The sequence below is a fragment of the Malonomonas rubra genome (assembly GCF_003247215.1).
Classification (GTDB): domain Bacteria; phylum Desulfobacterota; class Desulfuromonadia; order Desulfuromonadales; family Geopsychrobacteraceae; genus Malonomonas; species Malonomonas rubra_A.
Genome location: NZ_QKAP01000053.1, coordinates 1 through 10,570, shown reverse-complemented (window position 1 = coordinate 10,570; position 10,570 = coordinate 1). Strand labels below are relative to the sequence as shown.

Below are 10,570 nucleotides of genomic sequence, written 5' to 3'. Positions count from 1 at the left end.
GAGTCTCCCGGAATTGGAAATTTTCCGCAAAAGGGCCAGAGCAATTTGGGGTTTTCACAGGATTTTTTTGAGTTTGTTGATTCGGATGTGAGGTTTTGCAGGAAGGAAAAGCAAACGCTTCGACTCTACCTCTGAATGTTAATTGTGATTCGCTTGCAGTTTCGGAATGTGCTGTCTAAACTACCCGTTTCCTAGAGTCCGTTACCAATGTGTCTTCTTACGAGCGGTATGCGTCAAGTTTTGAGGAGCTGCCGATGACCGACAAGATAGAAAACTGGATCGATTTCGATCGCTATCACCTTTGGCACCCCTATACCTCGATGACCGATCCGCAACCGGTATTTCCGGTAGTGGCGGCGGAAGGGGTACGGCTGAAGCTTGCCGATGGTCGCGAGTTGATCGATGGCATGTCTTCCTGGTGGTCGGCAATCCACGGCTATAACCACCCGTGCCTGAACACTGCCGCCAACCAGCAGTTGGAGAAGATGGCACACGTGATGTTCGGCGGGCTGACCCACCCGATGGCGGCGAAGCTTGGGAAACTGCTGGTTGAGTTGACGCCGGAACCATTACAGCATGTTTTCTTTTGTGATTCGGGATCGGTGTCGGTCGAGGTGGCGATCAAGATGGCAATTCAGTACTGGTATGTTCTAGGCAAGCCGGAGAAGTCGCGGTTGCTGACCATTCGTAACGGGTATCATGGCGACACCTTCGGCGCGATGGCGGTCTGCGATCCAGTCACCGGGATGCACCACATTTTTAGCCACCTGCTACCGCAACATCTATTTGCCGCCGCGCCGACCTGTCGGACCGATGACGAATGGCGGGATGAGGATATTGCCGATTTGCGGGCACTGGTCGAGCAACATCACGGTGAGATCGCCGCAGTAATCCTCGAACCGATCGTGCAGGGGGCTGGCGGGATGCGCTTCTACGCCCCGGAATATCTCCGTCAGGTACGGCAGCTCTGCGACCAGTACGATCTTCTACTGATTGCCGATGAAATAGCGACCGGTTTCGGTCGCACCGGCAAGTTGTTCGCCTGTGAGCATGCCGGGATTTTTCCTGATATCCTCTGTCTCGGCAAAGCGCTCACCGGCGGCTATATGACCCTGGCCGCAACCTTGGCGACCAGCAAGATCGCAGCAGGGTTGTCTTCCGGCGATCCTGGGGTTTTTATGCACGGTCCGACTTTTATGGCCAATCCCCTTGCCTGTGCGGTGGCCTGTGCCAGCATCGAACTGTTGCTAGAGGGCGACTGGCAGCAGCGGGTCAAGCAGATCGAAGCTGGACTTGAGGCCGGTTTGGCTCCCTGCCGTCAACTCGATTCGGTTGCCGAGGTGCGGGTGCTCGGTGCCATTGGTGTGGTGGAAATGCTCGAGCCGGTCGACATGCACACCATCCAGCCGATGTTTGTTGAGCAGGGGATCTGGGTGCGCCCCTTCGGCAAGCTGGTGTATGTGATGCCGCCGTTTGTGATGAGCCCGGCCGATCTAGACATATTGACTGCCAGAATCCATGCGGTTCTGAAGCAATATTCATCGAGCTCCTGACTTCTTTCCCGTACACACATATTTGTGTGTAAAATTATTTTTTTATTATATATATTGACAAGCGAATGTTTGTTCTCTATTTTGTGTATATGCACAAAACAAAAGGAGGATAATCATGAAGCTCTGTTTTCCCGTCCAAGAAAACAATGGTCTGCAAAGTCAGGTCTCCGGGCATTTCGGATCGGCTCCCCTGTTGTTGGTTGTTGATACGGAAAGTCGGGAAATTTCCGAACTGAAGCGCTCTGCGCATGCGGAACAGCCGGGGAGCGCACGGTTAGCGCAGTTGCTCGCTGGAGAACCGATCGATGCAATGGTGGTCAGTTCGATAGGGCCGGGAGCCATTAGCCGCCTGCAGGCGGCTGGGCTCAAGGTTTATCAAACTGCAGGCGCCACTATTTCAGATAATCTGCTCTGCCTGGACGACAAGCGGCTGAAGGAGTTTGACGCAGCTGGGCTCTGCTCGCAAGGGCAGCATGGTCATGGACATGAAAGAGGGCACCAGCATAGAGCTGGACATGGCTGTAGTTGCCACTAACAACGAATTGTTATGGTAAGGAGAATGCATGTTGACCTGTGTTTATCGCGCCGAGTCGGCTAAAAATATTGAGCAGTTCGCTGCCGATTTTATCGCCTTGGTTACCGCAAAAGGGTTTACCGTCCACAACGATGGAAAAATGGCGATGAAAGATGTTTTTACGGTGCACGGGCAGGAAGTGGCTGAGGGCTTCGATCTGCATATGATCCAGCTCTGCAAGCCGGAAATGGCCTCGAAGAGTTTGAGCGTCAACGCGGAGCGTTCGGTACTGATGCCGAAGTTTATCATGGCGTTCAGTAAAGAGGGCAGGACCCAGGTTCGCATGTTGCGCTATGGCAAAGACCTGATCACGGAATTGGTAGACGATGCCTATTTTCCGCCATTGTTGGAAGAGACATTTGACACTTTGGCAGCTTTTATCGACGCAGCGGCTTAAAGGTGGCAGAATGATGTGGAATCTGCTTGGCAAATTGAATAAGAACCTGATTATTGCGATCCCAACCCTGATGGTGCTCGGTTTTCTGTTCGGCTGGGAGTTTCCGGCCCAAGGACTCAAAGTAATGATCCTACCGTTCACCTTTCTGATGGTCTACCCGATGATGGTCACCCTGAAAATCCGTAAGGTGCTAGAAGGGGGCGATGCCAAAGCACAGCTGCTGACCCAGTTTATCAACTTTGCCATTATACCGTTTGTCGCCTTTGCCGCCGGCAAGGTCTTTTTTGTCGATCGTCCCTATCTGGCTTTGGGGCTGCTGTTGGCCGCGTTGGTGCCGACCAGTGGCATGACCATCTCCTGGACCGGCTTTGCCAAGGGTAACTTGCCGGCAGCGGTCAAGATGACCGTGGTCGGGTTGGTTCTTGGCTCGCTGGCGACGCCGTTTTATGTCGAGGCGTTGCTCGGGGCGATCGTCAAGGTGGAACTGCTTAGCATTTTTAAACAGATCTTGTTGATCGTTTTTCTGCCGATGGTTGCCGGGGCTTTGACCCAAACTTACCTGCTGAAAAGGTACGGACAACAAAAATTCCAACAACAGGTCGCGTCACGTTTCCCCGGCTTGTCGACGCTGGGAGTGCTCGGTATCGTTTTCATCGCCATGGCGATGAAGGCGAAATCGATCGCCGCGCAGCCGGATCAGCTGTTGATGATCTTTATTCCGCTGCTCTCACTATATATTTTTAATTATTTATTGAGTACCATGGTCGGGAAAATTTTTCTGCCGCGCGGCGATGCGATCGCTCTGGTGTACGGAACGGTAATGCGCAACCTGTCGATCGCCCTGGCGGTCGCTATCAATGCTTTCGGCGCCGCTGGGTCGGATGCCGCACTGGTGATCGCGCTAGCTTACATCATTCAGGTGCAGTCGGCGGCTTGGTACGTGAAATTGACCGACCGGGTGTTCGGGACACCACAGACAGCGACACAAACAGCTTAGAAAAAAGAGGTAGATGAGTCCACGTCCGAAAAAACCGCGCAATTGTTGCAAGCATCGTCGTCCGGAGGATCTGGTCTATAAGCCGGCGGGTACGCCGCTGGTGGACCTGGAGAAGGTCTCGCTGGCTCACGATGAGCTGGAAGCGGTCCGGCTTTGCGATGTCGAAGGGATGACCCAGGCCGAAGCGGGCGAGGCGATGGGGGTTTCACGCGGCACCATCCAGCGGCTGGTCTGCAGCGCGCGGAGAAAGATCGCTGAAGTGATTTTGCTGGGGAAGGCTCTGGTGATAGAATTGGAAGAGTAGAACTACCGGCCTGAAATCTAACTGAAGCGAAGGGAGTCGCCATGATCAAAAAAGTATTCTGTTGTTCAGCGTGTGGCTCCTTTTTTTGTCGCCGGTCCATGCCTTTGATCATCAGCATCAAAACTGGGACCTGCTGCTAAAGAAATATGTGCACTGGGACCGCCATGGGGTGGCGTCGCAGGTTGATTATGCCGCCTTCATGCGGCAGGAGGCGCAACTGGACCGCAACATCGCTGAGCTGTCGAACTACATGAGCGGGAAGAAGCTGGAGCAGCTAGCTTTTTGATCAACGCTTACAACGTTTTTACCATCAAGCTGGTTCTCAGCAAATATCCCGACCTGAAGTCGATCAAGGAACTTGGTTCACTCTTTTCATCGCCTTGGAAAAAAAGTTTTTTCCCCTGTTGGGGAGGCTGCGTGATCTTGATGAAATTGAACATGCCATGATTCGGCAAAAGGGAGCCTTTGACGATCCACGCTGCATACCGCAATAGCTTGCGCTTCGATCGGTTGCACCGGGCTGCGCGATGAAGCTTTTGTTGCCGACAAGATCGATGCCCAGCTGGAAGACGGCATGAGTCGTTTTCTGGCCGACCGCAGTCGCAATCGCTATAATGCCGCCGAAGATCGGTTGGAGGTTTCGAAGATATTCGACTGGTTTGGAGGCGATTTTGAAGGTTATCTGGGTCATGAATCTGTGGTGGATCATCTGGGGGATTATGCGGTTCAGTTAAGTGATGATAAGATTGTACAGGAACGCATTAAAGGCGGGGAATAAAGCTTAAGTTTCTCGACTACGACTGGCAGTTGAACGATTACCGAAGATAGTTTCTGACAGGAGTTTTCAGCGTGCAGATCGAAATTTTCACTACCGGCGGCACCATCGATAAGATCTATTTTGACGCCAAAAGCGATTACGAGATCGGTGACCCGCAAATTGCAGAGCTGTTCCGCGATGCTAACCTGACCATTGATTACCGGGTGACCTCGTTGCTGCGCAAGGACAGCCTGGAGTTGACCGATGTCGACCGACAACAGATTCGGAATGCGGTGGAAAAGAGTCCGGCACGTCAGATTGTCATCACGCACGGCACCGATACCATGATTATTACCGGGCAGTTCCTGCAGGGGATTGCCGGCAAGACCATCGTCTTGACGGGTGCCATGCAGCCGGCCCGGTTTCGCTTTACCGACGCTATCTACAATGTCGCCAGTGCGATCACTGCCGCGCAGACGCTGCCGCCCGGAGTTTATATCGCTATGAATGGACAGATTTTCGATCCACGCAACTCGCGTAAAAATGTTGAATTGAACCGTTTTGAAACTATCTGAAACAAGGATGTCTCATGTCGAAAATGAATACCGATGCTAAAATGCCGATTGTCCTGACCCTAGAACCGGGAACCTATTTCCGCTGTACTTGTGGAAAATCCCAGAACCTGCCATTCTGTGATGGCACACATCCGGCCGGTGATGTGGTGCCGTTACGCTTCGAGATCAGCGAGCAGAAGAAGGTTTATCTCTGCAGCTGTGGAGAGAGTGGCAGCCCGCCGTTTTGCGATGGCACCTGCGGAGTTGATGTTTAAGCTGTTTTACGGTTTGGATAACGATGAATAGAGAAGTTGTAGAAACTGAAAAGCCCCCCTGTTGAGGTCCTCCGACCTCCGCCGGTGGCGGAATAATTACCGAAGCAGTTCCAGGTTTTCTCAACTGGTTTGAAACTCCAGTCGGACCGGTCGCACAGATATCCACGCGTCTCCATTTTCAGGATCACTTCGGTGGCTGGAAAGTTCGCTGGGGGATCGGCCGTAATTCCTATCTGGTGCCGCCTGGGCTCTATGCAATCGGAACGCCCGACCAGAATAGCGCGGTGATTGTTACGGCGAACTATAAGCTGAGTTTTGACATTGTCCGCAGCAGTCTAGCCGGGCGAAATCTCTGGTTGCTGGTGTTGGAAACGTTTGGCATCAATGTCTGGTGTGCTGCCGGGAAGGGCAGCTTCGGGACAGAAGAACTAGTGCGGCGGGTTGATCAGGCCGAGTTGGCTAACCTGGTGCAGCACCGCACCCTGCTGCTGCCGATTCTCGGGGCTCCTGGAGTGGCTGCTCATGAGGTCAGTCGGCAGACCGGGTTCCGAGTCAACTATGCGACCATCCGTGCCAGTGATCTGCCGGCCTATCTCGACAACGGTATGCAGACCACGGAGGCTATGCGTGAATTGACCTTCTCGCTCCGGGACCGTGCGGTGCTGATTCCGGTCGAACTGGTGCAGGCGCTCAAATCGATCTTGCCGTTTCTGATTTCGGTGTTTCTGATCGGTTGGTGGACTGCAGGTTTGCCCTCCGGGGTCTATGGCTGCATCGCCCTGCTTGGGGCAATGCTGGCAGGAACCGCCGTGGCGCCGCTGCTATTGCCATGGTTGCCCGGACCGAGTTTCACTCTCAAGGGGGTGGTGACCGGTTTACTTTGGTGTGGAATTTGCGCCATCACGATCGGTTTGGGGAGCAGTCCGTTAGCCGTGCTCGGAACTCTGCTGGGATTGACTGCGGTCAGCGCGTTTTTTGCCTTCAATTTTACCGGATGCACCCCGTTCACGTCTCTTTCCGGCGTTCGCAAAGAAATGCAACTGGCGCTTCCGAAGCTTGTTGTAGTAGGTTTGACGGCAGCAATTTTGTGGGGCTGCGCGCTTCTGGGGTAGCAGGACGACGATGAAGAAGTTTCGTTATCTGAAGAATGTTGCGACTTTGAAATATGATGAGGAGCTTTGCATCGGTTGTGGACGTTGCCTGGAGGTCTGCCCGCATGCCGTTTTCAAGTTGCTGAATGGCCGGGCGAAAATTATTGATTTCGATGCCTGTATGGAGTGTGGGGCTTGTGCGAAAAATTGTCCGGTGACAGCCTTGGCGGTCACTGCCGGAGTTGGCTGTGCCGCAGGACTGCTTACCGAATGGTTACGGGAAAGAGGGGTGAAATTGAAACAGGACGGTTGTTGAAAGGACTTAAACCATCACCTCGCTCTATTCCATCTGCAGCTCCAGTTTCGCCTGCGTCACCAATCCGCTGAACAGGTTTTGTGTTTCATCGGAGGAGAGAATACTGCCCAGATCTTCTTCGATTTCGTCCTGGCCATTGGAAGTGTATTCTTCGCCACTTTGTTCGTGGTGCTGGATCGACGGAAACAGTTTGATGTCGTGGGAATTTGCAGTAAATTTTTCCGGAAGTTCATGCTCGGGACGGTAATCGAGAAGACGTAACTGAAGAGCGTGTTTTTCTGCTGGCGATCGATTTCAAAATTAAGCAGACCGTTCGATAATTCATTCAAAAAACCTCCCTACACTAGAAGAATGTCATGTGGAGTGCGTAGGCTGTTGATTTCTGGAATTGCCCCCCAAAGGTTTCCGCTCTTCATAGTCTCTCCTTTAAAATATTCTCGAAACTGTTCTGTCAGTTCCGCCGGTTGAATTTCCGTTCCTATTATCGCTGCCTCAAAATAGAAAAGGCCTCTCTTCATGCCTAAGATAGGCCCACTGCCGTTATCAGCAATATCTTCGGCAACCCGGCTATCTCAGTAGGACCCGTGGCTTTGCGTCCCCGGATTACTCCGGGCTTTGCTGTTGTCGGAAATTTATTTATTAGCTTTTTTGCATTCTTGAGTAGGGTTGTCGATAAATAAACAATCGAATTACTGATAGGGGAAATCTGTTAGTTGAAGGGCTCCCCGAACAGATTATCGCTGTCGCAGAAGGAATGCCGATCTTCAAGTATACGAGATTGCTCCGGCAGGATAAAATGTTTACCCTTCAGGGCAATTGTTAATCAGGGGACAGCATGGAACTGATTCTTCAACTACTGCAACAGTTGAGCATTTTTCTGGTCATTGCTTACCTGTTCAGTAAATCTCCAGCCTTTAAACCGTTGACCGAGAAACAACTGTCGGCGAAAAACAAGCTGCTGCTCTATTTTATTTTTTCCGGTTTTTCTGTGCTCGGGGCCCACTTTGAGTTGCCGATTGAAGGCGCTATCGCCAATACTGGGGTGATCGGCGCGGTGCTTGCCGGTCTGGTTGCTGGCCCGCTGCTCGGTGGGGTTGTCGGCGCAACGGCAGCTCTGCACCTGTTCCTGCTGAACGGAGTCGCCGCGCAAGCCTATATCCTCGCTACCAGTGTCGCTGGCCTGCTTGGCGGGCTGGCCAATATCTATTTGCTGCTCAATAACAGATCGGAGCAGGTCTTCAGCCCAGTAGTCGCCTTTGTGGCAACTTTGGCTGCCGAGGCGCTGCAGATGCTGATTCTTCTGCTGATGAAGTCCCCGTTCAGTGAGGCTTGGGCTCTGGTGCGGGTGATCGCAATACCGATGGTGTTCGCCAACGCTGTTGGTTCGGCTCTGTTTATGAGTATGATGCGCGACCGGAAGACAATGTTCGACAAGGTCGGAGCCATTTTTTCCGCCAAGGCTTTCAATATTGCCGACCGGAGCTTGGGGATTTTGAGCAAGGGGTTCAACGAAACGACTGCCAAACAGTTGGCCGAGATTATTTACGATGAAACCGGGGTCGGTGCAGTCAGCATCAGCGATGGCAAAAAGATTCTCGCCTATATCGGGGTGGGGGCCGATCATCATCTGACTGGCCTCAAGATTACTTCGCCGCAGACCAAGGCGGCAATCCGTGACAACAAGGTCATTTTTGCCGACGGGGTCAACGAAATTTTCCGGTGTGCCCTCTCGGGCAACTGTCCGCTCGGCGCGGCGCTGATCGTGCCGTTGCGGGTCGATAACGAGGTGGTCGGTACAATCAAGCTTTACGAGCCGCGGAACAAGTTGTTCCTCAACCTCAACAAGGCGCTCGGAGAGGGGCTTGCCAAGCTGCTCGGCGAGCAGCTGCTGCGTGACCGTTACAAGACACAGAAGAGCCTGCTGGTCAATTCGGAGTTGAAGTTGATCCAGGCCCAAGTCAACCCGCATTTTCTGTTCAACGCTCTGAACACCATTATCGCCATCGTCCGAAAGGATGCCGACCAAGCCCGCAGTCTGTTGTTGCACCTGTCGAAATTCTTTCGCAAGAATCTTAAGCGCTCCGGTGACCTTTCCTCCTTGAAAGAGGAGCTGGAGCATGTCAATTCCTATCTGGTGATCGAGAAAGCGCGTTTTGCAGAACAGCTGCAAGTGGTCGAGGAGATCGATGCGGAGGTGCTCCAGATCAGAATACCTACCTTCACCTTACAGCCAATTGTCGAAAATGCCGTCAAGCATGGCATCTCCAACCTGCTGAAAGGTGGACAGATCAAGATCTCGGCACATCGTATCGGTCGCCAGGCAAAGGTTGTCGTCGAAGATAACGCCGGCCTGTTTTGTGATAAGATTCAGAGCGACGGTCTCGGCATGAATATCGTCGATAAGCGGATCAAGAATCTCTACGGCAACCAATTCGGTGTGGCGACCGAATGTGTTAGAGATCAGGCTACCCGCGTTTCGCTGCTATTGCCTTATGATGAAAGAGAGCTGTAAATGATACGGGGGATGATCGTTGATGATGAACTGAATGCTCGCGAGGAGTTGGCGACCCTGCTGGCTGACATCTCTGATATAGAAATTGTCGCCAGTTGTGGAAATGCCATCGAAGCGATCAAGCTGATCAACAAAAAACAGCCGCAGATCCTGTTTCTCGATATTCAGATGCCTGTGATTGACGGTTTCGAGCTACTTAGCATGATCGACGAAGAGAGCATGCCGCATGTGGTGTTTGTGACCGCTTTTGATCAATATGCTTTGAAGGCGTTTGAGGAGAAGACCCTCGATTATCTACTTAAGCCGATCGATCCTGAACGGCTGCAGAAGACCATGGCCAAAATCGAGGCGACGCTGCAAAAAGGCAGCAACTCGCAACATGATTCCCTGCAACTGAGCCGAATCCCCTGTGCCAGGGGGCACAAGATCAAGTTGATCGATCCGCAAGAGGTTGAACTTATTCACTCTGATCTGACCGGAGTACACGTTTTTACCGCCGAAGACAAATATTTCACCGAACTGACCCTCAAGGTGCTGGAGCAGCAGCTCGGTCTGCTACGCTGTCACAAACAGTACCTGGTTAACCTCCAGCATGTCGTTGAGATCACCACCCTGGAAAACGGCCTGGCGGAGATAAAAACTCGTAGTGGTCAGCAGTTACCGGTCAGTCGGCGGTACCTGCGTAGCCTTAAAGATGCGTTTCATCTTTGATGAGAAAATTACTCTTCCCGGTTAGCTGACGTTTACGGCCACTTGCCTTGTGTATACGGCCGTTGGTTCCGAAACGGCTTTTTTCCTTTTCCCGACTCCCTTATCTTGTTTCGCAAGACGACAGGAATTTCCGTGCCGAAAAACTTAAGCGAAAGAGACAAGGAGAAGGACAGATGGGTGAAGCAGCACTTTCTTATTGGCTGGACGAATTTATCAACCCGACACCGGTAGCGGCCGATGCAGAAGCACTCGAATATGTCGTGCTGATTGATGGCGAATCCGACGATGACTGGAAGTATGGTACCGACTGAGGTGTTTAATCTGTTATCGGTTATGAAGTTTTATATAGCTTATTGACCGGCTCGGCGCACAAGCGTCGGGCCGGTTTTTGGTTTGCCCAGCGGAGCTGGCAAACCCGGCCTGTTGCAAGATGCAGGCGTCACCCTGATCAGGGGGAAGACAATCCGAATCGCAAGGGCGTTGCTGGCAACGGCAAGGTCTGAAGGAAGCGATAGGAAGTAAGCTGCAC

At 52.4% G+C, this 10,570-nt stretch carries 15 protein-coding genes and 1 riboswitch; all 15 genes read left to right on the top strand.

Annotated elements, in window-relative coordinates; translation table 11 throughout:
* Nucleotides 1-254: 254 nt before the first annotated feature.
* The 15 genes from bioA (at nucleotide 255) to Q7J88_RS04880 (ending at nucleotide 10,352) form a co-directional block, all read left to right on the top strand.
* Nucleotides 255-1,553 (top strand): adenosylmethionine--8-amino-7-oxononanoate transaminase, encoded by a 1,299-nt coding sequence (gene bioA, locus Q7J88_RS04950; RefSeq protein ID WP_303721044.1) that lies wholly within the window; start codon nucleotides 255-257, stop codon nucleotides 1,551-1,553.
* Nucleotides 1,554-1,668: 115 nt separating this feature from the next.
* Nucleotides 1,669-2,088, top strand: coding sequence for a NifB/NifX family molybdenum-iron cluster-binding protein (locus Q7J88_RS04945; RefSeq protein WP_303721043.1), 420 nt, complete (start codon nucleotides 1,669-1,671; stop codon nucleotides 2,086-2,088).
* A gap of 28 nt (nucleotides 2,089-2,116) precedes the next feature.
* The gene (locus tag Q7J88_RS04940; protein WP_303721042.1) at nucleotides 2,117-2,524 is read left to right on the top strand and encodes a DUF302 domain-containing protein; all 408 of its coding nucleotides are present in this window, start codon (nucleotides 2,117-2,119) and stop codon (nucleotides 2,522-2,524) included.
* Nucleotides 2,525-2,537: 13 nt separating this feature from the next.
* On the top strand, nucleotides 2,538-3,521 hold the full coding sequence (locus Q7J88_RS04935; protein WP_369681975.1) for an arsenic resistance protein: 984 nt from the start codon (nucleotides 2,538-2,540) through the stop codon (nucleotides 3,519-3,521).
* 13 nt (nucleotides 3,522-3,534) lie between these two features.
* Complete coding sequence (locus Q7J88_RS04930) at nucleotides 3,535-3,825, top strand: DUF134 domain-containing protein (protein WP_303721040.1); 291 nt, start codon at nucleotides 3,535-3,537, stop codon at nucleotides 3,823-3,825.
* A gap of 70 nt (nucleotides 3,826-3,895) precedes the next feature.
* Entirely contained in the window at nucleotides 3,896-4,111 is a 216-nt protein-coding gene (locus Q7J88_RS04925) for a hypothetical protein (protein ID WP_303721039.1), read from the top strand.
* The gene (locus Q7J88_RS04920; protein WP_303721038.1) at nucleotides 4,108-4,272 is read left to right on the top strand and encodes a hypothetical protein; all 165 of its coding nucleotides are present in this window, start codon (nucleotides 4,108-4,110) and stop codon (nucleotides 4,270-4,272) included. Before Q7J88_RS04925 ends, Q7J88_RS04920 begins: the two co-directional genes overlap by 4 nt.
* Before the next feature lie 127 nt (nucleotides 4,273-4,399).
* Complete coding sequence (locus Q7J88_RS04915) at nucleotides 4,400-4,603, top strand: hypothetical protein (RefSeq protein ID WP_369681974.1); 204 nt, start codon at nucleotides 4,400-4,402, stop codon at nucleotides 4,601-4,603.
* Between the two features lie 71 nt (nucleotides 4,604-4,674).
* Nucleotides 4,675-5,157, top strand: coding sequence for an asparaginase domain-containing protein (locus Q7J88_RS04910; RefSeq protein WP_303721037.1), 483 nt, complete (start codon nucleotides 4,675-4,677; stop codon nucleotides 5,155-5,157).
* Nucleotides 5,158-5,171: 14 nt separating this feature from the next.
* Nucleotides 5,172-5,411: a CDGSH iron-sulfur domain-containing protein gene (locus tag Q7J88_RS04905; RefSeq protein WP_303721036.1), complete on the top strand. Its 240-nt coding sequence runs from the start codon at nucleotides 5,172-5,174 to the stop codon at nucleotides 5,409-5,411.
* Between the two features lie 23 nt (nucleotides 5,412-5,434).
* Complete coding sequence (gene hgcA / locus Q7J88_RS04900) at nucleotides 5,435-6,523, top strand: mercury methylation corrinoid protein HgcA (RefSeq protein ID WP_303721035.1); 1,089 nt, start codon at nucleotides 5,435-5,437, stop codon at nucleotides 6,521-6,523.
* 10 nt (nucleotides 6,524-6,533) lie between these two features.
* Nucleotides 6,534-6,818, top strand: a complete 285-nt coding sequence (hgcB, locus tag Q7J88_RS04895; protein ID WP_303721034.1) for a mercury methylation ferredoxin HgcB — start codon at nucleotides 6,534-6,536, stop codon at nucleotides 6,816-6,818.
* Nucleotides 6,819-7,372: 554 nt separating this feature from the next.
* Nucleotides 7,373-7,448, bottom strand: a riboswitch (cyclic di-GMP riboswitch).
* Between the two features lie 205 nt (nucleotides 7,449-7,653).
* Nucleotides 7,654-9,330, top strand: a complete 1,677-nt coding sequence (locus Q7J88_RS04890) for a sensor histidine kinase (protein WP_303721033.1) — start codon at nucleotides 7,654-7,656, stop codon at nucleotides 9,328-9,330.
* A complete protein-coding gene (gene btsR, locus Q7J88_RS04885; protein WP_303721032.1) occupies nucleotides 9,331-10,041 on the top strand; it encodes a two-component system response regulator BtsR in 711 nt (236 codons plus the stop codon).
* Nucleotides 10,042-10,214: 173 nt separating this feature from the next.
* Nucleotides 10,215-10,352: a hypothetical protein gene (locus Q7J88_RS04880; protein WP_303721031.1), complete on the top strand. Its 138-nt coding sequence runs from the start codon at nucleotides 10,215-10,217 to the stop codon at nucleotides 10,350-10,352.
* Nucleotides 10,353-10,570: the final 218 nt, after the last annotated feature.

What these genes read in the sequence shown, in the direction of transcription:
- Q7J88_RS04880 (WP_303721031.1), top strand. Translation starts at nt 10,215, where the DNA reads ATGGGTGAAGCAGCACTTTCTTATTGGCTGGACGAATTTATCAACCCG.
- Q7J88_RS04915 (WP_369681974.1), top strand. Translation starts at nt 4,400, where the DNA reads ATGAGTCGTTTTCTGGCCGACCGCAGTCGCAATCGCTATAATGCCGCC.
- hgcB (WP_303721034.1), top strand. Translation starts at nt 6,534, where the DNA reads ATGAAGAAGTTTCGTTATCTGAAGAATGTTGCGACTTTGAAATATGAT.
- bioA (WP_303721044.1), top strand. Translation starts at nt 255, where the DNA reads ATGACCGACAAGATAGAAAACTGGATCGATTTCGATCGCTATCACCTT.
- Q7J88_RS04890 (WP_303721033.1), top strand. Translation starts at nt 7,654, where the DNA reads ATGGAACTGATTCTTCAACTACTGCAACAGTTGAGCATTTTTCTGGTC.
- Q7J88_RS04940 (WP_303721042.1), top strand. Translation starts at nt 2,117, where the DNA reads ATGTTGACCTGTGTTTATCGCGCCGAGTCGGCTAAAAATATTGAGCAG.
- Q7J88_RS04935 (WP_369681975.1), top strand. Translation starts at nt 2,538, where the DNA reads ATGTGGAATCTGCTTGGCAAATTGAATAAGAACCTGATTATTGCGATC.
- Q7J88_RS04905 (WP_303721036.1), top strand. Translation starts at nt 5,172, where the DNA reads ATGTCGAAAATGAATACCGATGCTAAAATGCCGATTGTCCTGACCCTA.
- Q7J88_RS04930 (WP_303721040.1), top strand. Translation starts at nt 3,535, where the DNA reads ATGAGTCCACGTCCGAAAAAACCGCGCAATTGTTGCAAGCATCGTCGT.
- btsR (WP_303721032.1), top strand. Translation starts at nt 9,331, where the DNA reads ATGATACGGGGGATGATCGTTGATGATGAACTGAATGCTCGCGAGGAG.
- Q7J88_RS04945 (WP_303721043.1), top strand. Translation starts at nt 1,669, where the DNA reads ATGAAGCTCTGTTTTCCCGTCCAAGAAAACAATGGTCTGCAAAGTCAG.